Genomic DNA, 25,542 nt, shown 5'->3' with positions numbered 1-25,542 from the left:
GTGGGCATCCTGCCCGCCATCAACATACAAATTAAATGCACAACAGCTTAGGACGATCGTACTCACTACAAACCTATAAAGGTTATTTTAGCGAACGAGATATGAATTACGAACCAACTCCCGTCTTAAAAGGGAATATTTTAATTGTTGATGATATTCCGGCTAATTTGCAACTTTTAGCTCAAATACTCTCGCACCAAGGGTACAAAACACGCACCGCACCCGACGGCAAACTAGCGCTGCGGTCGATCGAGTTAACTCCTCCTGACTTAATTTTGCTCGACATCATGATGCCCGGTATGGACGGCTACCAAGTCTGCCAAGCATTGAAAGCTTCTCCCAGAACCAAGGACATTCCAATTATTTTTATCAGTGCTTTGAATGAAGTATTAGATAAAGTCAAAGCCTTTGAAGTTGGTGGTATAGATTATATCACAAAACCGTTTCACGAACAAGAAGTTTTGGCTCGCGTCTCAAATCAACTCGTGCAGCGCCAGTTATTCCAGCAAACACAATCCTACGCCCAGCAACTCGAACAAACCGTAACTGAACTAAAGAAAACTCAAGCTCAGTTAATACAGAAGGAAAAAATGGCTTCTTTAGGTCAGCTAGCGGCAGGAATTGCTCACGAAATCAACAATCCCGTCAGCTTTATCTACGGCAATATTGCTCTAGCGGCGGACTATGCACGAGATTTGCTTCGCCTCGTCGAATTGTACCGACATTACTACCCGCAGCCCGTTGCAGAAATTATCGGCCAATTGAACGAGATTCAACCCGAATTCATCGCAGAGGATTATCCAAAACTGCTGAATTCGATGACAGAGGGTGCTTCTCGGATTAGCGAAATAGTGATGTCTTTGCGGAAATTCTCCCGCCTTGGCGAACAAAAGTACAAGCCAGTGGATATTCATGAAAGCATAGACAATACTTTAGTTATTTTGCAGCACCGGCTGAAGGGAACAAACAAAGCTGGTGAGATAGAGGTGATTAAAGACTACAGCCAACTGCCCAGAGTCACCTGTTACGCCAGTGAATTAAATCAGGTGTTCATGAACCTGCTAAGTAATGCTATTGATGCCCTGGAAACTCAACCATCTCCCCGAAAAATTACCATCAGCACTTCAGTAAGTTGTGTGTCAGAATCGGCCCTGCACAATCAAGATTCAAAATTAGCCACTCACCATTATAAATCCGTTGTTATTCACATTGCCGATAACGGTTGTGGGATGAGTGAGGAAGTGCGCCACCAGATATTTGACCCATTTTTTACAACGAAGCCTGTAGGCCGTGGTATTGGATTAGGGTTGGCAATCAGTCACGATATTGTAGTGGAAAAACATCGAGGTCAAATCAGTTGTATTTCTGCTCCGGCTCGAGGAACCAAGTTAATTGTGCAGATTCCGATATCTGTAAAATTTTAATAAATTTCTACATTTTAAACTTTAACATACCCAGAGGATATAGCCTTTCTCACTAACATGAGGTGCTCATCGGGCATCGGGCATCGGGCATCGGGCATAGGACTCACCCCATACCTCACCACGCTTGAGAACCGCTATATATCACATAGATTGTACGCGAGCATCTGTAGGGAAACGGCATTACCGTTACCGGCACGGAAATTATGGACAGGGCAAGGGCTTTTGGTGTCCACTTAAGGTAAAACCGATATTCCGTCAGTCCGTCAGGGGTTGAAACCCCTGCCTCAAAGCGAAAGTCCTCTAAAAGAGGACTGAATAATTTATTAGTCCTCTTTTAGAGGACTTTTGCTATTAGACAGGGAATTCATTCCCTGGCGGAGTGCCGGGTAAGCGGGAGGACTGGCGGACTAAAAGCTTAAGCTGATTGTGGGGAATTGACCAGAGAGCATATTTACTTTAAATCCAACAATCCGCTCGTTTTGAGCTTGGGATTAAACCGGATTTCTTCAGTTACGCCGCGAGCTTTCAGCAGCGCGAAAATTTCATTTTCCACGCGCCGCGCGACATTTTTCAACAATTTATCTTTGGCAATTTCATCGGCGAAGATACCTTCATAATTTGCCGTTTCTTGGGCAGTCATTACAGTTTTGGTGTCGATGGGATCGTTCCACTTGGCAGCATCAGCACCGTTACCCTGGGGTTGGGAACCGTTTTCGGCAATCCAACTTGATCGGATGCTTTCTAGAATAGTGCGGCTGGGCTTGTCAATAGTTTGGACTTTCAGCCAGTAGCAATATTGGGTTTGGCGTACCAAATGCTGTTTGAGACTGAGGTAAATGTCGCGAGAATAGCCGACAAATTGCAGCACTTTATCGCTGTCAAAAATCGCGTAAACGCCGATTTTTCCCTGGAGAAAATCGGGCAATTTCCCCTCGGAGTCTATGTAGGGAATGAATTCTAAGCTAGCGAGAGATTGAATGTCTTCTGTCATCCGATTTTAGATTTTAGATTTTAGATTTTAGATTAAACCACAGATTAACCAGCCTTTACCTAACTCTTGAAAACTCGATAAATTGCACAGAGGCGGCTGGGTTTAAATATTTTGGCTTGGAACATGAAATTAGGCGGGACGTTGACGATCGCAAAATCGCTCGATTGATGATACTTTTCAAATTCCGCAGGCATTCCCTTCGGCGTCTCGCTGCTGTAAGGGACTGGCTGAAAAAGTAACTCGGCAAACTCAATGCGCGAGCATTGCAATTGTAGCGCTACTTGTTTGACAAAGCTTTCACCGGTTAATAAACCGAACAGTGCAGTTTTAGCATCGGGTTCGAGCACAAAACTGCTATCGTAGCTTTCAATAATCTTAAGACCCATTTTCTGTATACTCCTGACAGACGGCGGTGAACGCTTATTGGTTAAATGTTGAGCGATCGACTTAATCCTGAATTTTACCTGAGACTGAGCGTTTTAAACGCACAAGGTATCCGGCAGGAGGTCAATCGATTTTAGATTTTAGATTTTAGATTAAAGAATTGAAGCATTGACCCCACGGATCAAGTCGGGGGCTTGTATCCTGGATGCTTTCGGTCAATAAAAATACCACAATCAGGAAATTTTGACCACTAGCCCTGATTTATTTGCCGATCGCTTTTATCATGTCGGTATCGCCATCTATCCGACTACGATTAAAAGGCTATGCAGAAGATTGAAAAAGCATCATTCCCAGCTTCCAGAAGTACCCCGAACCAGCCGGACTGGCTAGAATTGGTAGAATACGCCTCTGTTGCTGGTTCAGCTATTGGCACAATTGCTGCAGGATTGTCGGGCCAAATTGTCTACGCTGCCGCCCCCTTAACCGCAGCACTCTCCATAAATCTCGCCAATCGCCAGCGTTTCGAGCAACAAATGCAACAAAAGGCAAATTCTGCGATCGCGGAGGTACAGGCCTCCGTAGAACCTCGCTCGCAGCAAGTTCAGATACTACCTGGAGAACCTGCGGAACTCTACACCGCTGTCTCCGACTTGCAGCAAAAACTCCTGGGCTTGGAATCCGGCGTCATCGCCGAGGTACAAGCTGCCGTAGCCTCCCTCGAACGCCAAGCCCAGGCGCTGCCTGCAGATTCTCAGGATTTCCACACGCAACTGTCAGATTTGCAGCAAAAACTCCGCATTTTGGAAAATAGCGCCCTCAGAGAGCATGATTGGGAAAATGTCAACGTCCGATTTTTATTGATGGGCGAACAGTTAACTGAAGTTAAAACTATTACGGCTCAGTTACAGGAGCGATCGAACGAAGTAGACTTGGATCAAATCCAAGGTTCTCTCAAGCAATTGCAGGACTTGCTCGATCGACCCACAATAGACACAGGGATGCTGCAAACCGAGATTCAGCATTTGCAGCAGCAAGTGTCCGAGTTGCAGAGGCAAAATCAAGAAATTGTCAAGCCTTATTTACAGCGTCTGACTCGCGCCGTGAAGAAACTGAGTCAGTAGTCAGTAGTCAGTAGTCAGTAGTCAGTAGTCAGTAGTCATTAGTTAGTAGTCAACTGTCAACTGTCAACTTCAACTGTCAACTGTCATTGTAGCCTTAACCTTGTTCCCAGGCTCTGCCTGGGAATACATACCCGGAGGCTCTGCCTCAATTACCAATTACCCGTTAATAAATTTTTGCCAAGCTTGCCAGAAAACATAAATCGATAACACTGCCAAGAGCGATCGAAAAGCTAAACTAACAATACGATCGGGCAATCTCGGCAAAAACCGCGTGCTCACCTGCGCGCCCAACAAACCGCCGCCGCCAAGAATTAACCCCACAACCCACAAAACATTCCCGCGCGCCGCGTGTCCCGCCGTCGCCGAAATTGCCGTGATGACGATGACGCCCAAGCTGGTTTGAATTGCGGTTTTAATGCTTTCTCCTAACAGCAAAATTTGCAGGGGAACCATAATTACGCCGCCACCTACGCCGAACAAACCCGCTAATAAACCCGCCGCACTGCCGGTAGCAATTTTAGCAAAAGTTGGATGGAATATAATATTTGAATTATTGGGTAATTCGTGATTGGTAATTGGTAATTGAGCATTTTCTTCTTGTCCCGCTTGTCCTCCCAGTTCCCCTTGTTCTACTTCCGCTTTCTTCTTAGCTGTCAGGCGCTTGCGAACTTCAATCAAATAAATATTCAGCCACAGCAACAGCCCAAAAGTAACTAGCACCAAGTAAGGCGGAAATATCGTCGCCAAATAAACACCGATTTGTGCTGTAATGACGGCGGGAAATCCGATGCCTGCGACTTGGCTCAAGCTGAGGTAGCCCATGCGCCAATTCTGGATGCTGCCAGAAATAGCTGTAATGACGATCGACAAACCGCTAGTAGCAACCGCTTCCACGGGAGCGTAATTGAGAGCCACCAACAAAGGCACGAGCACCGTACCGCCGCCGATACCCAAAAATCCAGCTAGAATTCCCGCAAAAATTCCCGCCGCACCCAACATCAATAATTCAGTGATAGTCATTAGTCATTAGTCAGTAGTCAGTAGTCAGTAGTCAGTAGTCAGTAGTCAGTAGTCATTAGTCATTAGTCATTAGTCAGTAGTCAGTAGTCAGTAGTCAACAGTCAACAGTTAACAGTCAACAGTCAACAATCAACAATCAACAATCAACAATCAAATTTTAAGAATCATTAGTTGTGCCGTCCGGCATAATTGCCCGCCTCAAATCTGCATCGCGGAAGTTAGTTCGATTGAGATTAGCATCAATCAAAACCGCTTCCACCAAAACCGCCCCGCTAAAATTAGACCAGCACAGCTTTGCCCGGTACAAATTAGCACCGCTCAAATTAGCTCTTGCCAGCGTTGACCAACTCACATTAGCAACTCTCAAATTAGCATTGCTCAGATTAGCGTCGGTGAGATTAGCTCCAACCATCGTTACTTGGCGCAAGTCTGCACCAGCCAAGTTTGCCCCGCTCACCATCGCCCCGCTGAGAATTGCCTGATTTAGGTTAGCTCTTTCTAAAAGCGACTCGCTGAGGATGGCATTTGTCAGGTTTACCGCTTTGAGAGTTGACCAACTCAAATTTGCCTTCATCAAATTAATGCGAATCATGCTAGCGTCCGTTAAGTTGGCCGCAAACAAATTCGCTTCGGTAAAGTTGGCTTCGGTCAAATTAGCTTCCGTCAAATTAGCCTTAGTCATGTTGACTTCTCTGGCCATTGAGCCGCGCAGGTTGGCTCCCATCAGGTTAGCCCCGCTGAGATTGGCACGGCTCAAATCGGTACCGATGAGATTTGCTTCGCTGAGGTTGGCTTCCGTCAAGTCCACCCCTGCCAATTTCACCTCGCGCAGGTTCGCTCCCGTCAGGTTAGCGCCTTTGAGGTTTGCGTCTTGGAAATTCGATCGGGTAAAGTTAGCCTCGCTGAGGTTTACCCCTTTTAAGTCGGCCCCGACGAGGTTAATTTCTCGAAAATTTCTTTCTCCGGCCGCATATTGCCTCAGAATTCGATCGGCCTCCATGTCATTCGCCTCGCAATTTTTTTTAAACGTTAGAGTGATGGGTGTTACCACATCATCCCAGATAACCACGGTATTCACTCTGCACGCTGTAGTATCTGTAGAATCTTTGCACTGTTTTCTTGGCAATGCGGTGCTATTCGCTCCTCAAGGGCCTGACAAAGATCAAAGCTTCTGAGAAAATCAACTAAAACAGCAGGAGTCCCGCACTCTACCTGTACAAGGAGTGAGTGGCGGGAGGAATGCGCGTGAGTGAAGAGATCCGCCCCCGAACAAAACCGACAATCTTTAGATATCCGAAAGTGAGGGGGCCGTCGATGAACAAACAAATATTGTTCTGCCACTCGCCCTCGTCGCTTTCACGAGATACAATAATATCAGAGTTCGTGAACACAATGCCCCAAGTAATCACCGCCAAGCTGAAACTAAACCTGACCGCCGAGCAAAAATGCTTGGTGTCTCAGACGGCTTTAGCTTACCGGGATGCCTTGAACTATACTTCACGAGTCGCTTTTGAAGCGGGTAAAACCAGTAATGGCGCTAAGCTGCAAAAAGCTGTCTACAACGAATTGCGAGTTCGATTTGGGCTAGGAGCACAAATGGCTTGCAATGTACCCAGACAAGTATCTGCTACCTATAAGACCCTTTGGTCTAAAGTAAAACAATCTAATGATGCTATTGCCAAAGGTTACACAAAGAGACGGTATAAAGGGCTGGACAAACCTCCTAAATACATTTCTCGAACTTGTACCCTAAACTACCAGCGGGACTACTCTTTTAAAACCGATCGGCAAGTGAGCATTATCACGCTGCAAGGTAGAATAGTAGTTCCGTATGCTGGCTACAATAAGCATCTAGATTTAATTGCCAATGGCGCTAAAATTGGAGCTGCTAAAATTGTCTACCAGCGCTCTTCTAAGGTCTACTACTTAATGGTAAGCCTTGAAGTAGAAGTACCTGAAATCGATCCACTAAAAATAACCAGAGTTTCTGGCGTCGATGTGGGTATGCGCTACTTAGCGGTAGAAACAGACTTACAAAACAAGTCTAAATTCTACTCAGGAAAAGAAGCTAGACACAAAGCTAACCGCTATCACAAAGCTAGACAGACTCTTCAGCGTCAAGGCACTCGTTCGGCAAAGCGAAGACTAATCGCGTTATCTGGAAGAGAAAGACGGTTTATCGCTGATGTGAATCACCAAATCAGCAAGGAAATTGCAAAACCTAACAGCCTGATAGGACTAGAGAACTTGACCGGAATACGAGATAGAACTAAATCTAAGTCCGGGAAAAAGGCTAGTAAGAAACAGCGTAGAGCTAATAGAAATAAGGCTAAATGGTCATTTGCAGAATTGCACGGTTATATCGACTACAAGGCTAATCTAAACGGCTCTCTGGCTACTAAAGTTCCCGCGCATTATACATCGAAAAGTTGTCCTAAATGTGGACATACCTCAGATGCTAATAGACCTAACAAAGGACTCTTGTTTCGCTGTGAATGTTGCGGTCATGTGTTACACGCTGATTTGGTTGGTGCGCGAAATATTACAATGAGAACGCTGCTAGTCCGGCAAGACTGGACTAGCACGGGGAGCTTGTCAGCATCCCCTAATGTGTCGAGCGTTGAAACCAAAGCTGAAATCCTATCTAGGTTCTCGGAATTGCGGTGGAGTTCAGATACAAGCCCACATCATAGCGGTACTCCGCTTGATGGTGGGTAGTTGACCAATAGGGTAAAACTCTCGGCGCTCGGCACTGAGTCAGTCGATTTTAGATTTTAGATTTTAGATTTGCTCTACAGATTCATCTGGGAGCCGGAACTTTGGTCTAAAATTATGGGCTCACCACGACGATTATCGGAAACTTGTATTCGTTTTTGGGCGAGCTGGCAGTTGACAACTGACAACTGTCAACTGTCAACTGTCAACTGTCAACTGTCAACAGAGAAAGGAAATTTTAAAATGCCTGACAATTTGAGAAGCCAAGCTGTGACTGGAGGCGTGCAGCGCGCGCCCAACCGAGCAATGCTGCGGGCAGTCGGTTTTGGTGACGGCGATTTCACTAAGCCGATTGTGGGGATTGCCAACGGGTACAGCACGATTACGCCCTGCAATATGGGATTGAACGAGCTCGCTTTGCGGGCTATTGCGGGTGCAAGGGAAGCCGGCGCCATGCCGCAGATGTTCGGTACGATTACTATCAGCGACGGGATCTCGATGGGAACTCAAGGGATGAAATATTCTCTGGTGTCGAGAGATGTGATTGCCGATTCGATAGAAACTGTTTGCAACGGCCAAAGTATGGACGGGGTGCTGGCAGTCGGCGGTTGCGATAAAAATATGCCGGGGGCGATGATTGCGATCGCCCGCATGAACATTCCTGCTATTTTTGTTTACGGCGGCACGATCAAACCCGGACACCACAACGGACAGGATTTAACCGTTGTCAGCGCTTTTGAAGCCGTCGGCCAATTCAGCGCGGGCAAAATTGACGAAACAGAACTCAATGCAGTCGAACAAAAAGCTTGTCCGGGTGCGGGTTCCTGTGGCGGAATGTTCACAGCAAATACGATGTCTAGCGCTTTTGAAGTGATGGGCATGAGTTTGCCTTATTCTTCGACAATGGCTGCTGAGGATGCCGAAAAAGCTGACAGCGCTGCCGAATCAGCAAAAGTGCTGGTGGAAGCTGTCCGCAAACAGTTGTTACCGAGCCAAATTTTGACACGAGCGGCCTTTGAAAATGCGATCGCGGTCATCATGGCAGTGGGCGGTTCAACCAACGCTGTGCTGCATTTATTAGCCATTTCCAATGCGATCGGCGTTGAGTTGTCCCTCGACGATTTTGAAACTATTCGAGCAAAAGTACCAGTGCTGTGCGACCTCAAGCCCAGCGGCAAATATGTAGCAACCGATTTGCACAAAGCCGGCGGCATTCCTCAAGTAATGAAAATGCTGCTAGAACAGGGTTTGCTGCACGGAGACGCGCTGACAATTACCGGTCAAACTGTTGCCGAAGTGTTAGCAGATATTCCAGCCGAACCCCGCACCGACCAAGATGTCATCCGCCCTTGGAACAACCCCCTTTACGCCCAAGGACATTTAGCCATTCTCAGAGGAAATCTGGCAACAGAAGGAGCCGTTGCTAAAATTACTGGCGTTAAAAAACCGCAAATTACCGGCCCAGCGCGCGTATTTGAATCTGAAGAAAATTGTTTGGATGCAATTTTAGCGGGCAAAATTCAAGCCGGAGATGTGATTATCATCCGCTACGAAGGGCCCAAAGGCGGGCCGGGAATGCGCGAAATGTTAGCACCAACTTCGGCAATTATTGGCGCTGGTTTAGGCGATTCTGTCGGGTTAATTACTGACGGTCGCTTCTCTGGCGGAACTTACGGCATGGTTGTCGGTCACGTTGCACCAGAAGCGCAAGTAGGAGGCACAATTGCTTTGGTAAAAGAGGGCGATTCAATTACAATTGATGCTCAAAATCGCTTGTTGCAGCTCAATGTTTCTGATGCAGAATTGGAGCAGCGGCGCGCTCTTTGGCAGCCTCCTAAACCTCGCTATACTAGGGGCGTTTTGGCTAAATATGCTAAGTTGGTTTCTTCTAGCAGTATCGGTGCTGTGACTGATTTGGGATTGGGTTAAAGTAGGAGTTTTTGTAGCCGCAGATGAAGCCAGACAAACGCAGATGAACGCAGATAAAATCCTATCTGCGTTCATCTGTGTCCATCCCCTGATATCTGCGGTTAAAAAATTCCCCAATTATATCAAATCCGTTAGCATCGGAATAGTAAATCCGAGTTCACTGTTCACTGTTCACTGTTCACTGTTCACGGCGTCAACAGTCAACAGTCAACCGTCAACCGTCAACATCATTCCGGTGTAACCGGAAATGATATTAACTGCGCTGATTCAAAAAGCGGCCTGCCATCGACATGGCGTCAGTAATATCTACATCACCGTCTCCATCTGAATCTAAAAACGTATTCAAAACGGGATTGCTGCCTTGGGCTGGGTTTTGGGCGTTGCCGCCGGTTTGTAGCAAATTCAGTATGAGCGGCACCAAAACAGGTATCATCGCCTGCACTGTGGCGTTATTCAAACCGGTTCTGTGGGCGATATCGTTCACTATCTGCGTCAGTTGGCCTGCGCCGAACAAACTCTGTACCGCTTGCGGATTGGGATTTGTGCCGCTAAATTGGTTGACAACTTGTTGAGCTTGTGCGTCTCCTGACTGCGATCGCACGTTTTGCAATGCCGATCGCACGTATCCGCCCAAAACCGACATTGCTAGCTGAGTCGTGCCTGTATTGACGCCCTGGTTGCTGCTCAACTGCTCTACCGCACCGAGAATGTTGCCCAACTGATTGGGGTTTGCTTGTTGGTTGGGATTGTCGATCGCGCTCAAAATTTGGTCAAATAGTCCCATAATTTTCGCTCCGTACAGTGATTGCTCAACTTAAAATTATAGCAACTCCTGTTTTTCAATATTATGGAAAATAGTTTTTATTTTGGTATTATCACTCAGGGGATGGGGTAGCCACAGCCACTCAGTAAGCAATCTCATACCATTTGAGATTTTAGATTTTAGATTTTAGATGGGGAATGAATTCTGACCTCAGATTGCGGAGCTTGCTTGCAGTTGCATTCTTTTTTGAAACAGGGATAAAAACGAATAATATCAAATCCGTTAGCATCGGAATAGTAAATTCGAGTTCACTGTTCACTGTTGACGGTTGACTGTTCACGGCGTCAACAGTCAACATCATTCCGGTGTAACCGGAAATGATATAATTTTTAAGTTTTTACAGTTCCTCTTTTTTTGGGATTGGTTGGCACGTTCTCGTTGCCTTGGGAATTATATTCACGAGCAACTGGAGGTTGTAAGAGCGTATTTTGCATTAAATCCTCATGCTTAATCGGCAGGGCGATCGAAAATTCCGTCCCCTTTCCCACCTCCGACCAAAAGTTAATTGTCCCCCCATGTTTTTTAACGATAATTTCGCGACCAATTGCCAATCCCAAACCAGTACCTACACCTCTCGGTTTAGTAGTAAAGAATGTTTCAAACATTTTTTCTTGGCTCTCTGGTGCGATTCCCGTACCGTTATCAGAAATTCGCACTACCACTGAGTCGTCGTCCAAGTATTCTGTAGCAATCACAATCCTCGGCGAAAAACTCGGTGCTTCCTGGAGTGACTCCGAAGCCGATCGTTTTTTCGCCTTCTCAGAGCTGGATTTCTCAATTTTTGCTTTCTCTTCCACAGCATCTAGTGCATTGTTGAGAAGATTCACAAATACCTGGTAAAGCAAACCCATATAGCCTTCCACAGTCGGAATATTGCCGTAATGTCGCACCACTTCAATGCCTTGTTTGATGCGGCTGTTGAGAATCAGCAAACTGCTGTCTATGCAGGCGTGCAAATCGACGGGATGAGGGGCTGCCTCATCGAGGCGAGAAAAATCTTTCAAACTTAAGATAATAGCTTTGGCTCTTTCAGCGCCTACTTGCATTGAGTCCAATATTTTGATCAAATCTTCTTTGAGAAAATCGATGTCTATTTCTTCGCCTTTCGCCAGCACAGCGGCAGGGGGGTTGGAAATTTCGGTTTCGTAAGTTTTGAGCAAATCTAAAATATCTTCAACATAATTTCTGGCAGGATCGATATTGGCATAGATAAAATTGATAGGGTTGTTAACTTCGTGAGCAACGCCGGCTAACATCCGCCCTAAAGTTGCCATTTTCTCATTTTGAAGTATCTTGCTTTGTTGTTCAGATTTCAATTCTTCTAGCAACTGATTTACTTTCTGAATCAGTTGATTCAGCGAAGCTGCTAATACTCCCACTTCATCGGTGCTGGTAACTGGTACTTGCAACTGAAAATTAGATTCTTCAGTCACTTGCTGAGCGATTTTAGTTACAGCGGCGAGGGGTTTGGCGATCGCCCGACTGGTGAAGCCCGCCAGCACTGCTGCAACGACGATCGACAGTCCCATGCTACCCAAAATTATTTGCACCCGCAGCGCCTGCGCTCGCAGCAGTTCCTTCCGCCCTGCATCTTCTTGCACTTGGGCGCGATCGATAATTGCTGCTATATCATTAACCGCCCTATCTAGTTGCAACCCAATTTTATCTCGCTCGAAATTCAACAGCAACTTACGTTTAATACTTTGTTGAGCGGGGTTGTTTGGCAACTTACTAATTTTTTTGTTTACTATTTCTAGGGGAGAAATATAATTTGCTAGTAGCGAATCGCCAGTTTTTCTAATTTTTTCTATCCCTTCAATTTGTTCTAAATTGTTACGCTTTTTAAATTCGGAAAACAACAGTTTTAAAGTGGAAATATTGTTTTGTAACTGTTGGTATTTACGGTCAAATTTTTGGGGATTATCTAGCCCGTAAATCAGCCATTCTTGGCTATTTTGCGTCCGCAGTAAAGCCACCTGCAACTTATTTAAAAGCTGACTTTCTCGCTCGATGTGTACTTGATTATTAGTTATTCGATAGTAATAAGTGCCCACCAACATCCCGACAGCCGTTCCCCCAATCGCAACACAAAGAGCCAGTGCGTACCCACGGCAGATTTTGTCGTGAATACTGAGGTTGCGGAAGGAACGGGCTATGTCAGCGAAATAATTGGGCTTTGGTGGCTGGGTGTCTTTGATGTTATGCTCGCAAGAGGTAGAGAGTTCTTGTGAAGGCTGATTTAGATGTTTGATCTGCATAGATGCTAACCTGTGAATAATTCACGCACTGACAATTCAGTCTAACTTAACTCGCGGCTGATTTGAGAGTACCGCATTGATATTTAATGTAATAATTTTTGTAAATTAGGACGCTCTTACCTTGCCTAAGAAACCCGGTTTCTCGTTTCTACTTTCGGAGATTCCAGGGGATCATCTCAATGAAAGCAGCAAAGCTCGAAATTGGAATTAGGAGTCAGGAGTCAGGAGCCAGGAGAAAAGAGTCAGAAGGAAGAAGAAAGAAGTGTTTTTGCAAATATGAGATGCTCCCGCTTCCAGGAGGCACTGGTGTCAAAAAACCGGGTTTCTGTTAATATAGCGCCCATATATTGAATTGCCTCAGTAGAAACATTCTCTGTATTCACTTATTTTTTTAACAGAGTTCGTTTTCTTCACGCCGACTTACTTAAACTCTATTTGATTTGTGACAGGGTTTGAGATAATCGCTTGTATTCCATTTATTTTAATCAGCTAGTTTTTCAACAATAATTATAAAAAAATATCGTTCGGGTAGTTCTGGTAGAATAAGGTTTAACCTAGCCTCTCTCAATCGTTATACTTGTCAAGTAATTCGCTTAGAAAATGCAAGAGTTTTTGTTCATTGCTTAATCCCACCACACGAGATATTGCTGGTAGTATTTTACGCTTAATATCAGAAAATCCCCATAGGAAAGTAATTAAACGCCTCACAAATTCTCACTTCGGGGAATAGTATTCTGTATGCTCAGTATAATTCACAGTAATCGTCAATTGTCAACAAATTTTATCGTTACGGCGTGTTCTCCGAGTGGGAGCATCTCATATTTGTAAAAACACTTATTATGGCTCCTTCCTTCTTCCTCCTTCCTTCTTCCTTCTTCTTCTTTCCTCCTGACTCCTGACTCCTGACTCCTAATTCCAATTTCGAGCTTTGCTGCTTTCATTGAGATGCTCCCCTCCGAGTTTTCACTTAGTCCACTAAAGGGTTTACGACACTTTCTCTTTTTATGATCTCAAGAAAGTGATGAAAGAGCGTTACCTGAGAGTTACAGAATTTCCCTAAGTCATTTCCGATAAAAGCGAACTGTAAGTAAATATAATATTTAAATAATGTCGTGCAGCTAAGTAACTCTTCTCCGTAGTAGGGCTCGCCCCACGCTACGCTATCAGCTCACGTGTTTAAGGCGAAGAGTTTAACAAAATAATCAGCAATAAAACCCTATAAACCCATGTTCAGTCGTACTACGGCTCTCACTCCAATAGAACTCAGGACTGCCATCATCCGGGAGCCCTTGGTGGTTTCGCCCGATACGACGGTGATGGATGCGATCGCCCAAATGAGCGGCGTGCGATCGCTCTGCAACACCGCTAGAACGGCGGATGGTCAACTCGAACACCTCCACATAGAGGCGCGATCGAGCTGCGTGTTGGTAGTGGAAAACGAGCAATTGGTCGGCTTACTGACCGAGCGAGACGTGGTGCGGCTGAGTGCCCAGCAGCGTTCCTTGGAGAATTTAGCGCTCCGGGAGGTGATGGCACACGGCGTCGTCACCCTCCGCGAGTCCGCCTTCACCGATTTATTTTTTGCGATTAATCTGCTCCAGCAGCACCACATTCGCCATTTGCCCATCCTGGACGAGCTCGATCGCCTAGTGGGCCTAGTGACTCACGAAAGTCTGCGCCAAATATCTCGACCGCTCGACCTGCTGCGGTTGCGTATGGTAGCAGAAGTGATGACCCGCGAAGTGATTTGTACTGCGCCAGATTCTTCCCTACTGGCGATCGCCCAACTTATGGCAGAGCATCGCGTCAGTTCCGTGATGATTGTACACCCAGGCGGAATCTCTACTGAACCGCTACAAATGCCAGTGGGGATTCTCACCGAGCGGGATATTGTGCAATTTCAGGCCTTGGGCTTGAATATGGAAACCTGTCGGGCTGAAGCGGTGATGAGTACACCGATTTTTAAGGTCAAGCCAGAAGAGTCGCTCTTGACTGTGCAGCAGATCATGGAGCAGCGATCGATCCGTCGGTTGGCGGTGACAGGGGAACAAGGGGAGTTACTGGGTATTGTCACCCAGACCAGTTTGCTGCAAGCCCTCAACCCGCTGGAGCTATACAAGCTGGTCCAGAAGTGGGAAGAGAAGGTGGTGCGCCTAGAGGCGGAAAAGGTGGTCCTGCTGGCAAATCGCAACCTTGAGCTCGAGCAACAGGTGGAAACTCGGACAGCCGCTCTCAACACCAAGGTAAAACGAGAGAAATTACTCGCAGACTTGGCCTCCCAAATTCGCTCGTCCCTAAGCCTGCAAACGATTTTGGATACGACTGTGCAGCAGGTGCGGCAAGTGCTGGGCTGCGCTCGCGTCAATATTTGGCGGTTTGAAGCCGATCGAGAAATCATTGTCGTGGCAGAATCCACCGACTCGTCCCTGTCTCTGTTGGGCGAACGGGTCAATGAGACCTGCTTTAACCAAGACAATCCTGAGATTTATCGTCAGGGATATGTTCGCGTCGTACCAGATATCTCCACAGCCAAAATATCAGACTGTCATCGGCAGATGCTGAGCCGCCTCCAGACAAAAGCCAAACTTTTGGTGCCGCTACTCTGTGGCGATGAGTTATGGGGCTTGCTCAATGCCAGCGAAAGCCAGCACGCCCGCGACTGGCAACCGGAAGAAGTCGAACTGGTACAAGCCTTATCAGTGCATCTGGCGATCGCCATTGGACAAGCCACGATCCACCAAAAATTGCAGAAGGAACTGGTAAAGCGACAGCGGATCGAAGCCACCCTGATCGAGAGCGAACAACGCTACGCCGCCCTTGCGGCAGCCGCTCCGGTGGGGATTTTTCGCACCGATGCGGAGGGACTATGCACCTATGTCAACGATCGCTACTTTCAGATCAGCGGACTCACACCAGGAGCCAATATCGGACAGGGATGGCAAGAAGGACTGCACCCCGACGATCGCGATTGGGTCATTGCCCAATGGGAGCAATTCATCCAAGGTAACGACTCTTTTGAACTCGAATATCGCTTTCAACGTCCCGACGGTGAAGTAACGTGGGTTTATGGGCAGTGCGTCGCCGAACTCGATGCCAATGGACATCGGAGCGGCTCTATAGGCACCATTACCGACATTAGCGATCGCAAACGAACAGAAGCCTTTTTGCAAGAGAGCGAAGAACGCTACGCCACCCTAGTGGAAGTCGCACCAGTGGGGATTTTCCGCACCGATCCAGTGGGCAACTGCATCTATGTTAACGATCGCTGGTGTCAGATCAGCGGACTCAGCCCAAAGGCCGCCATCGGGGAAGGATGGCGACAAGGGCTGCACCCCGAAGATCGCGACTCGATCGCGGTCGAATGGCAAAAATCTGTCCAAGAAAATCGCCATTTCCGGCTCGAATATCGCTTTCAACGTCTCGACGGTGCTGTGGCGTGGGTATATGGGCAGTCCGTTGCCGAACTGGATGCAGACGGGCAAGTAGTCGGCTATGTAGGCGCTATTACAGACATTAGCGATCGCAAACTTGCCGAAACCGCCCTGATCCAGAGCGAAGCCCAGAGCCGAGCCATATTAGCAGCAGTTCCAGACTTCATGTTTCGCATGGGTGCCGATGGTATTTATCGGGGGAGGGTGACAGCCAATCGTCAGCTCGACTTTCTCGGTACAGATTTCGATAGGCCTGGTGTGGCGATGGTGGATCTTATTTCAGGAGAAATTGCGACCCGACATCTATACCACCTAGAGCAAGCCTTAAGCACAGGAGAACTGCAAGTTTATGAACAGCAGGTGCACGTTGGCCCGCGCCTGCAATATGAAGAGGTCAGAGTTGTCAAGAGCGGCGAAGATGAAGCCTTGTTTATGATTCGAGACGTTACGGATCGCAAACAAGCCGAACAACAACTGTACCAACTAAACCAACAGCTAGAAGCAAAAGTCGAAGAACGCACCCAAGAGCTTTGGCAAGTCAACAGCCTGCAACGCGCCATCCTCGATGGTGCTGATTACTCCATCATCTCCACTGACCCAACAGGCATCATCCAGACCTTTAATGCTGGAGCCGAAAGGATGCTCGGTTACAGTGCAGCAGAAGTGGTCGGCAAAGGTACGCCCGAACTCATCCACGATGCAAATGAGGTTATTGACCGCGCACCATCACTCTCTGCCGAACTAGGGCAAAATATTCCCCCCGGCTTTGAGGTTTTTGTTGCCAAAGCACGCCAAGGTCTTCTCAGCGAAGAAGAGTGGAGCTATATCCGCAAAGATGGCTCTCGATTTCCTGTGTCGCTATCCATCAGCGCCCTCAAGGATGTCAATCAGCAAATTATCGGCTTTTTAGGCATCGCCAAAGATATTAGCGATCGCAAACGTGCAGAAGCAGAACTACAGAAAGTATCGGATCGCCTCGGTTTGGCGCTCAAATCAGGGGCGCTCGGCTGTTGGGACTTCGATCTTGTACAGAACACCGTCTTGTGGGATGAGCGGATGTACGAACTGTACGGTCTCACAAAACAATCTGATTCCCTTGTGGTTTACGACCTTTGGGCAAACCTGCTACATCCCGAAGACCGCACCGCCACCGAAACATTGCTCCAGCAAGCCGTCTTAGGAGAGGCAGAATTTGATACTGAGTTTCGAGTGTTGCATCCCGATGGCAGCCTCCACTTTATTAAAGCCTATGCTGTCGTCGTGCGAGATGCCCAAGGCAATCCCCAGAGCATGATTGGCCTCAACTTTGATATTAGCGATCGCAAACAAGCTGAACTCGAACGACAGCAGTTAATTCAAGAATTATCAGCCTTTAAGCAGGCCTTGGATCAGTCTGCCATTGTGGTCATCACCGATGCGATCGGGGTGATATCCTACGTCAACGATCGCTTCTGTGCGATCTCTGGCTACTCCCGCGATGAACTCATGGGCAAAACCCATCGCCTAGTCAACTCTGGCTATCATCCCCCTGCGTTTTTCCAAGACCTGTGGCAGACCATTGCTAGCGGTAATGTTTGGCGCGGTGAAATTTGCAACCAGGCAAAAAACGGTAGCCTGTACTGGGTTGCCAGCACCATTGTCCCCTTTTTGGACGAAGGCGGGCGACCTTTTCAGTATCTAGCCATTCGCTTCGACATTACCGATCGCAAGTTGGCCGAAGCAACGCTTCGGCAGGAAAATACTTTCCGTCAACAAATTGTAGAAAACATGACAGAAGGGCTGTGCGTTTTCTATGAAGTTGAGGAGTTTCCCTTTCTGTGCTTCACAGTCTGGAATCAGCAAATGCAAGCGATTACGGGTTACACCTTAGAAGAAATTAACCGTCTGGGGTGGTATCACAGCTTTTACCTGGATAATCAAGAATCTCAAAAACAGACGATTGCCGACCTGAAAAAGATGCGACAAAGGGGCAACTTAATCGCTCTGGAAAGGGAAATCCAGCGTCAAGATGGAAAGCGGCGCACTATCTCCATTTCCACCTCTATCCTATCGATGGATGATGAACATCTCTATGTGCTTGGCCTGATCCAAGACATTACTGAGCGTCAACAGACAGAGCGAGAAAATCGCCTGTTGAAAGAACGCCTCGAATTTCTTCTAGCATCCAGTCCCGCCATGATCTATAGCTGTAAGCCCTATGGCGACTATGACGCAACCTTCATGAGCAAAAATATCGAAGCCATTTTGGGCTACACACCAGAAGAATTTTTATCGGAATCTGGCTTCTGGGCTAACCATATTCACCCAGAAGATGCCCCTAGGGTTTTTGCACATATATCCGCTCTCTTTGAACACAACACTCATCAGCATGAATATCGATTTTTGCATCGCGCTGGTCACTACGTTTGGCTACGGGATGAGCTGCGTCTGCTGCGAGATGAAGAAGGCCAGCCAATTGAGATTATTGGCTATTTTGCAGATATTAGCGATATCAAACAAACCCAAGAAACCCTAAAAAGACAACTGGCGGCAATTGAGGCGGCGATCGACGGCATTGCGATTATGCAAGGAGAGACCTACCTCTATGTGAATCAAGCCCATCTAACACTGTTTGGCTACGAACATCCCCAAGAACTGCTGGGCAAAACCTGGAAACTTTTGTATTCCCAACACGAGTTAGAACGGTTTGAGCGGGAAGTCTTGCCGGTGCTGGGGCGCGAGCGCGCTTGGGAGGGAGAGGCGATCGCCACCCGCAAAGATGGCTCTACCTTTGCCGAAGGGCTATCCCTCACCCTCACAGAGGATGGATTATTGATTTGTGTATGCCGCGATATCAGCGATCGCAAACAGATCGAAGCCCAATTAGCAGAGAGTGAAGCTAAATTCCGGCGGCTGGTAGAAGGGGCTAATGATTTGATCTGGTCATGTGAACCCGATGGCATACTCACTTATGTGTCACCGCAATTCACGACCATGTTTGGCTGGGATGAGCGTGCATGGATTGGTGAGTCGTTTCTACATCTGGTGCATCCAGACGATCGCTCTTTGCTGGTTACATATTATCGGGAGAATCTCAAACGTGGTAAAAAGTCAAGTGATTATGAGTTCCGAGTTCGCCACCGAGATGGCAATTATGTCTGGGTGAGAAGCAGTCCCACACCCGTTATAAATGCTGAAGGGGAATTGATTAGCATCCAGGGAATTTTATCGGATATCAGCGATCGCAAACAAGCTGAACTCGCCCGGGAAAGCAGCGAAATGCGCTTCCGCCGGGTGTTTGAGTCCAGTGTGAGCGGCATGATGTTTGCCGATTTTCAGGGGAAGATTACCGATGCCAACGATCGCTTCTTACAGATGATTGGCTACACTAGGGAGGAACTAAATGCTGGGATGATTCATTGGGATGCCATGACCCCGCCCGAATATCTCCCCGCTGATGTTGTAGCGATGGAGCGCCTGATGCAGGATGGCGCGATCGAGTCCTTGGAAAAGGAATACTACCGTAAGGATGGCAGCCGGATTTCTGTCCTGATGGGAGCCGCACTTCTTCCAGGCTCAGAGGATCAAACTATTTGTGTATTAGTAGACATCACCGATCGCAAACAGGCCCAGAAGGCTTTGCAAGAATCTCAGCAGTTTCTGCAAACGGTACTCGATACCATCCCGCTTTCGGTGTTTTGGAAGAATCGAGAGTCGGTTTTTTTAGGATGCAATCAGCAGTTTGCCAAAACTCTAGGCTTGCCATCTACGACCGAAAGTATAGGTAAAAGAGATTTAGATATTTGCCAGAAAGAAGTCGAGGCGAACGAGTATTGTGCGATGGATCGGCGGTTAATCGAAACGGGTGAAGCTATATTAGGGATCGAAGAAACGCTAACCCTACCCAATGGTAAACCAATATTTCTCGAAACCCACAAGGCTCCCCTGCGAGACTGCTCAGGTAATATTATTGGTCTGGTAGGCACGTTTCAGGATATCACCCATCGCAAAGAAGCCGAACTGAGATTGCAACAACAAGCAAAACAGGAACGTTTGCTCGGAGCGATTACTAAACGGATGCGATCGTCTCTGAATCTGGACGAGATTCTCAATAGCACTGTTGAGGAAATCCATCAGCTCTTGCAATCAGACAGAACGCTGGTTTATCGGGTTTTTCCTGAAGGGACGGGGGCTGCCATTGCTGAATCAGTTTCGCCAAATACGTCTAAGCTCCTAGATATCCTCTTCCCTGAAGAGGTTTTCCCCGAAGAGAACTACGATCGCTATATCCAAGGAAGAGTTTATGCCCTCAGCGATAGCCAAGATGAAAACGAGTCAATCTTACCCTGCTTGGTTGAATTCCTCGCAGAAATCCAGGTCAGAGCCAAACTCGTAGTTCCAATTATTCAGAATCAAACCCTCTGGGGGTTGCTGATTGTTCATCAATGCGATCGTCCGCGCCAATGGCAAGAGTGGGAAATCAATTTACTTAAACAAATTGCTAACCAATTAGCGATCGCCATTCAGCAATCTTACCTCTACGAACAGGTACAATCAGAACTGGCTATCCGCAAGCAAACAGAAAAGGCGATCGCTTTACAACTGCAACGGCAGCGAACTTTGGGAGCGATCGCCCAGCAAATTCGCGAATCGTTGGATATTAAGGAAATTTTGGCGACTGTGACACAGCAAGTCAAAGAAATCTTGCAAGGCGATCGAATCATCGTAATCCGGCTATTTGGCAATGGCAGAAGTCAAATAGTTGAAGAATCTGTGTTGACCGAGTTTCCCGCGCTCAAAAACCTTCACTGGGACGACCAACTGTGGTCTCAAGAAATCCTCAACCACTATTCCCAGGGCAAGCCCCGTATCGTCCCGGATATAATGACCGATATGGGGACTAATTGCTTGGTGGAATATGCAAGCGTTGGTCAAGTCAAGTCCAAAATGGTTGCACCTATCCTGCAAGAAGTCCGAAGCAGCGAAAGCCATAGAGGGGTTGCCCCTGGCCCAACCAACAAGCTCTGGGGGGCTTTAGTCGTCCATGCTTGCCGAGAAAAACGAGTATGGCAAGAGTCTGAAGCGCAACTCCTGCAACAAATTGCTAACCAGTTGGCGATCGCGGTTCAACAAGCTAGCCTATTTGAGCAGTTGCAGGAAGAACTCACCGAACGGCAACAAGCCCAGCAGCAACTCACCGAGCGCAACGAACAACTGGCAGTCTCTAACCAAGAACTGGCCCGTGCTACCCGCCTCAAAGACGAATTCCTCGCCAACATGAGCCACGAACTCCGCACCCCCCTCAACGCCATTCTGGGCATGAGCGAGGGGCTACAAGAGCAAGTCTTTGGCATCGTCAATGAACAACAAATCAAAGCTTTACAAACCATCGATCGCAGTAGCTCTCACTTGCTAGAGTTAATCAACGACATTTTGGATGTCGCCAAAATTGAATCGGGTCAAATGGATCTCGATTGCACCCCAGTTTCCATCAATCATCTCTGTCAATCCAGTCTGGCATTTATCAAACAACAAGCCCTACAAAAACGCATCCAGCTAGAGATTAAAGTGCCACTCAATCTGCCCGACATATTGATTGATGAGCGGCGGATGCGCCAAGTATTGATCAACCTGCTCAATAACGCGGTAAAATTCACTCCTAACGGAGGACGCATCACCCTAGAAGTGAGCGCCGGGCCGCGCCGGGCAGACCCAGATTCTGCCGATTCCCCACCCCATTTTTGGGTCAAAGAGACTCTGCGAATTGCCGTCATCGATACAGGTATTGGTATTGCCCCAAAACATATTAACAAACTGTTTCAGCCCTTTATCCAAATCGATGGCGCCCTGAATCGTCAATATGCAGGCACTGGCTTGGGGCTTGCCTTGGTGAAACGCATTGTCGAACTCCACGGCGGGCAGGTGTTGCTCACCAGCACTGTGGGTGTAGGAAGTTGCTTCACGATCGAATTCGAGGGCAGGCACGGGGGCACTGCCCCTACTGGTGCGCCATCCTCTGTTGACCTGGAATCTCAGACCGAAGCCCGCATCGAACCCAGTCAGACCGAACAGCAGGAAGGCTCTCCCTTAATCTTGGTGGCGGAAGACAACGAAGCCAATATCAGTACGGTGTCGAGCTACCTGAGAGCTAAAGGCTATCGCATTCTCTTGGCTAAGAATGGAGTGGAGGCGATCGCCCTGGCCAAGTCGGAAAACCCCAATCTAATTTTGATGGACATTCAAATGCCTGGTATGGATGGCCTAGAAGCTATGCAGCAGATTCGCCTCGATCCTAGGTTAGTCGATGTGCCGATCGTTGCCTTAACTGCCTTAGCCATGACTGCCGATCGCGATCGTTGTCTTGCCGCCGGAGCCAATGATTACCTCACCAAACCCGTTAAGCTGAAGCAATTGGCAAGCACTATTCAACACCTTTTAACTTCCCTGGCAAGATAATTCATGAATGTACCATCTGTTTTGATCGTTGACGACGATCCCAATAATTTTGATGTGATTGAAACTCTCTTGAACGAGCAGGATTATCAATTGCATTACGCGGCCACCGGCCAAGAAGCGATCGCATCCCTCAACATATTTGATCCGGATCTTATTTTGCTGGATGTGATGATGCCAGGAATAGATGGCATCGAAGTTTGTCGGCAAATCAAAGCCATGCCAAAATGGCAAGCCGTTCCCATCATTATGGTGACAGCATTAAACTCAAAATCCGACCTTGCCCATTGTCTCACTGCCGGCGCTGACGATTTCATTAGTAAACCTGTAAATGCTATTGAACTACGTGCCAGAGTTCACTGTATGCTGCGAATTAAGCACCAGTATGACGACCTGCAAAGCTTACTCAAATTGCGGGAAGATATGGTTAAAATGGTAGTCCACGATTTACGCAATCCCCTGGCTGGTATCTTGCTTGGCTTGGAAATCCTAAAAAGCGTAGAGTATCCTAGAGAACAACAACAAAGGCAACTGGATATAATTTACTCGTCAGCACAAGCAATACAGCTATTAATTGATGATTTATTGCAAATTGCTTTACTAGAATCCGGTAAAAGTCGTCTCAATTACACAGAGGTTTATCTGTGCGATCTCGTAAAGTCTGCTCTATCAAATTTTGAAGCGATCGCTGCTCAAAAAAATCAGTCGCTGGTCGCTCAATTACCAGAAAAAAACAGTAAAAAAGTCTCGGTTGATGCCACCATGATACATCGAATGCTGGATAATCTCCTCTCGAATGCCATTAAGTTTTCCCCACCCAATAGTCAAATCATAGTGAATGTAGAATTCCTCACATCGGGCAAGGCAAAAATCCAGGTTATAGACTCTGGACCCGGTGTTTCTGATACATTGAGGCACAAAATTTTTGAGAAATACGAGATTGGAAATCTGATGTCGGATGTCTCTCAAATAGGGTTGGGTTTAGCTTTCTGCAAAATGGTCGTTGAGGCACATCGGGGCGAAATTTGTGTCAAAAACAACCAACCACAAGGTGCCATTTTTGAAATCACTTTGGCAGCATAGCTGACGAGGATCAGATGAAATTATAAAAATCTTACATTATTGAAAGGGTGGCAATTATGTCTCAATTTTCTATCTTAGTTGTTGATGATGAGCCGGATAACTTTGATGTGATTGAAACCCTGTTATCAGAGCAGGATTATCAATTGCATTATGCTGCCAGCGGGCAAGAAGCGATCGCATCCCTCGACATATTTGATCCCGATCTTATTTTGCTGGATGTGATGATGCCGGGAATAGACGGCATCGAGATTTGTCGGCAAATCAAAGCCATGTCAAAATGGCAAGCCGTTCCCATCATTATGGTGACAGCATTAAACTCAAAATCCGACCTTGCCTATTGTCTAACTGCCGGAGCCGACGACTTCATCAGTAAACCTGTAAATGCTATTGAACTGCGTGCTCGCGTGCATTCAATGCTCAGAATCAAGCAACAGTATGATAATATCCAGAACTTATACCACATCCAAGAAAATACCATCAGTGTCTTGGAAAGCACCCTCAATGAGCTGCGTGGCAACTTAGCTTCTACTCTATCCCACGAACTGAATACGCCCCTCAATGGCATCTTAGGCACGATCGGGTTGCTCAAGGACGATATCGAAAACATGGATATCGCCCAAATCCGTGAGATATTAGGCTGGGCGCATGACTCTGCCCGTCGCCTAGAAACATTAGCGAAAAAATTCCTGATTTATTTAGGATTAGAACTATCCGCAAGTCAACAGCATAAGATCGAATCTGGCCAAGCTCAATTTTCAGCTTCCGCCATTGAAGCCGAGTTGAAATACCAGGCTCTGAAGGTCAACCGTAGCAACGATCTGTTGTTAACGCTTGAGGAAGCGGAGATCGTTCTATCAGAGCGATATCTATCAACGCTGCTCTATGAATTAATTGATAATGCACTGAAATTCTCCTTACCAGAGACAACCATTAAAGTTAGTAGTCAAGTCCTAGGGGAGATGCTACATTTATCTGTACATGACTCGGGGCAGGGCATGACAGAGGAGCAAATTGCTAAAATTGGTGCCTTCATGCAGTTTGAGCGCAAGAAGTATGAGCAGCAGGGTACCGGTATCGGCTTAAAAATTGTCCAGAAAATTGTCGAACTGGCAGGAGGAGAGTTCTCAATTACCAGCATCTATAAAAAGGAAACAACGGTACATCTCACTCTGCCGATTGTCGGCAAATAGCAATCGATTCCGGTGCAACCGGAATCATTGTTGACTGTTGACTGTTGACGGTTGACTGTTGACGGTTGACTGTTGACGGTGAGTCAAAAAAATGAAAATTGCGCGAATTATTTGTTGGCATCGGGATTCGACTTTACGCCCGACGATGAAGGGCGGATTTGATATCATATCATGTCCGATTGATTAACCATAATATCCCGGTCGGGGCGGGTTTTTGAGATTGTCAATTCTTGGCAAGTATTGTTGGTGAACCCGCCCCTACGAAAATCGCGGTCGATCAACCGGATTTGATATCATTCCGGCGCAGCCGGAATTGATATGAGAAGGAATAAATTTGCTTTGCCTGGGAATGGCAACACATCAAAAAAGATGAACGAGCAGGACAAATATTTGACTCGGAATTAGAGCTTGCTTCTGCGGTAATTCATGGGGTGGAAGGTAAAGAAAAAACCGTACACAACCTTACACAACCTATTAAATTTAACTCGAATCACCCTACTTAATCTTTTGTTACATACGGGCGAATTTTCCCAGCGACTTACTTAGTTCTGGTGCAAGCTACAATTGCAGCAAGAGGGCGATCGCACTTTATCTGCACCCGCTACCACTAAAACCGTTCGTAAAAACCTACCCAAATCTGGACAGAAGTAGAAACTTCTACCCCGAGTAACGAACGTGCAGGTTAAGGCTTTCCGAAGCCTACGTTGGGAGGGTCATGACACCAGAAAATAAACGCCAGTT

Annotated in this window: 16 protein-coding genes and 1 pseudogene; 8 read left to right on the top strand and 9 right to left on the bottom strand. The window is 47.0% G+C overall.

Going from position 1 to position 25,542, the window contains the following annotated elements:
• Positions 1 to 101 precede the first annotated feature (101 nt).
• Positions 102 to 1,424: a response regulator gene (locus QUB04_RS15705; protein WP_333285722.1), complete on the top strand. Its 1,323-nt coding sequence runs from the start codon at positions 102 to 104 to the stop codon at positions 1,422 to 1,424.
• Between the two features lie 451 nt (positions 1,425 to 1,875).
• Here QUB04_RS15705 and QUB04_RS15700 read toward each other — a convergent pair whose 3' ends face one another.
• Entirely contained in the window at positions 1,876 to 2,415 is a 540-nt protein-coding gene (locus QUB04_RS15700) for a GIY-YIG nuclease family protein (protein ID WP_333285639.1), read from the bottom strand.
• 59 nt (positions 2,416 to 2,474) lie between these two features.
• Positions 2,475 to 2,801, bottom strand: coding sequence for a hypothetical protein (locus QUB04_RS15695; RefSeq protein WP_333285637.1), 327 nt, complete (start codon positions 2,799 to 2,801; stop codon positions 2,475 to 2,477).
• A 321-nt stretch (positions 2,802 to 3,122) separates the two neighbouring features.
• Between QUB04_RS15695 and QUB04_RS15690 the strand changes: the two genes are divergently transcribed.
• Positions 3,123 to 3,920 (top strand): hypothetical protein, encoded by a 798-nt coding sequence (locus tag QUB04_RS15690; RefSeq protein ID WP_333285635.1) that lies wholly within the window; start codon positions 3,123 to 3,125, stop codon positions 3,918 to 3,920.
• Between the two features lie 156 nt (positions 3,921 to 4,076).
• On the opposite strand, the gene QUB04_RS15685 is transcribed toward QUB04_RS15690, so the two are convergent.
• Entirely contained in the window at positions 4,077 to 4,940 is an 864-nt protein-coding gene (locus QUB04_RS15685; RefSeq protein WP_333285633.1) for a sulfite exporter TauE/SafE family protein, read from the bottom strand.
• Positions 4,941 to 5,097: 157 nt separating this feature from the next.
• Positions 5,098 to 5,940, bottom strand: a complete 843-nt coding sequence (locus QUB04_RS15680; protein WP_333285719.1) for a pentapeptide repeat-containing protein — start codon at positions 5,938 to 5,940, stop codon at positions 5,098 to 5,100.
• Between the two features lie 392 nt (positions 5,941 to 6,332).
• Between QUB04_RS15680 and QUB04_RS15675 the strand changes: the two genes are divergently transcribed.
• Both QUB04_RS15675 and ilvD read left to right on the top strand, forming a co-directional pair.
• Positions 6,333 to 7,658, top strand: a complete 1,326-nt coding sequence (locus tag QUB04_RS15675; RefSeq protein WP_333285631.1) for a transposase — start codon at positions 6,333 to 6,335, stop codon at positions 7,656 to 7,658.
• A 240-nt stretch (positions 7,659 to 7,898) separates the two neighbouring features.
• The gene (ilvD, locus tag QUB04_RS15670; RefSeq protein WP_333285629.1) at positions 7,899 to 9,584 is read left to right on the top strand and encodes a dihydroxy-acid dehydratase; all 1,686 of its coding nucleotides are present in this window, start codon (positions 7,899 to 7,901) and stop codon (positions 9,582 to 9,584) included.
• Between the two features lie 253 nt (positions 9,585 to 9,837).
• Here the strand turns inward: ilvD and QUB04_RS15665 are convergent, their stop codons facing one another.
• Both QUB04_RS15665 and QUB04_RS15660 read right to left on the bottom strand, forming a co-directional pair.
• Positions 9,838 to 10,368: a hypothetical protein gene (locus QUB04_RS15665; protein ID WP_333285627.1), complete on the bottom strand. Its 531-nt coding sequence runs from the start codon at positions 10,366 to 10,368 to the stop codon at positions 9,838 to 9,840.
• Positions 10,369 to 10,736: 368 nt separating this feature from the next.
• A complete protein-coding gene (locus QUB04_RS15660; protein WP_333285625.1) occupies positions 10,737 to 12,665 on the bottom strand; it encodes an ATP-binding protein in 1,929 nt (642 codons plus the stop codon).
• A 179-nt stretch (positions 12,666 to 12,844) separates the two neighbouring features.
• Between QUB04_RS15660 and QUB04_RS15655 the strand changes: the two genes are divergently transcribed.
• Positions 12,845 to 12,997 carry a hypothetical protein gene (locus QUB04_RS15655; RefSeq protein WP_333285623.1) on the top strand — a complete coding sequence of 51 codons (153 nt, stop codon included), beginning with the start codon at positions 12,845 to 12,847 and terminating at the stop codon, positions 12,995 to 12,997.
• A gap of 256 nt (positions 12,998 to 13,253) precedes the next feature.
• Here QUB04_RS15655 and QUB04_RS15650 read toward each other — a convergent pair.
• Together QUB04_RS15650 and QUB04_RS15645 are read right to left on the bottom strand one after the other, a co-directional pair.
• Positions 13,254 to 13,395, bottom strand: a pseudogene (locus QUB04_RS15650) (IS701 family transposase); the annotation flags it as partial.
• Positions 13,396 to 13,429: 34 nt separating this feature from the next.
• Positions 13,430 to 13,606, bottom strand: a complete 177-nt coding sequence (locus tag QUB04_RS15645; protein WP_333285621.1) for a hypothetical protein — start codon at positions 13,604 to 13,606, stop codon at positions 13,430 to 13,432.
• A gap of 285 nt (positions 13,607 to 13,891) precedes the next feature.
• Between QUB04_RS15645 and QUB04_RS15640 the strand changes: the two genes are divergently transcribed.
• From QUB04_RS15640 to QUB04_RS15630, 3 genes are read left to right on the top strand one after another with little or no spacing between them, the layout of a single operon-like run.
• The gene (locus QUB04_RS15640; protein WP_333285619.1) at positions 13,892 to 22,531 is read left to right on the top strand and encodes a PAS domain S-box protein; all 8,640 of its coding nucleotides are present in this window, start codon (positions 13,892 to 13,894) and stop codon (positions 22,529 to 22,531) included.
• Between the two features lie 3 nt (positions 22,532 to 22,534).
• The gene (locus QUB04_RS15635) at positions 22,535 to 23,611 is read left to right on the top strand and encodes a response regulator (protein ID WP_333203212.1); all 1,077 of its coding nucleotides are present in this window, start codon (positions 22,535 to 22,537) and stop codon (positions 23,609 to 23,611) included.
• 56 nt (positions 23,612 to 23,667) lie between these two features.
• Entirely contained in the window at positions 23,668 to 24,801 is a 1,134-nt protein-coding gene (locus QUB04_RS15630) for a hybrid sensor histidine kinase/response regulator (protein ID WP_333285616.1), read from the top strand.
• Positions 24,802 to 24,825: 24 nt separating this feature from the next.
• Here the strand turns inward: QUB04_RS15630 and QUB04_RS15625 are convergent, their stop codons facing one another.
• Positions 24,826 to 24,969 carry a hypothetical protein gene (locus QUB04_RS15625; RefSeq protein ID WP_333285614.1) on the bottom strand — a complete coding sequence of 48 codons (144 nt, stop codon included), beginning with the start codon at positions 24,967 to 24,969 and terminating at the stop codon, positions 24,826 to 24,828.
• Between the last annotated feature and the right edge of the window lie 573 nt (positions 24,970 to 25,542).

The sequence above is a fragment of the Microcoleus sp. D2_18a_B4 genome, from assembly GCF_036702475.1.
GTDB lineage: Bacteria > Cyanobacteriota > Cyanobacteriia > Cyanobacteriales > Microcoleaceae > Microcoleus.
Note: the sequence above shows the minus strand (reverse complement) of the source record. Positions and strands in the feature narration are given on the sequence as shown.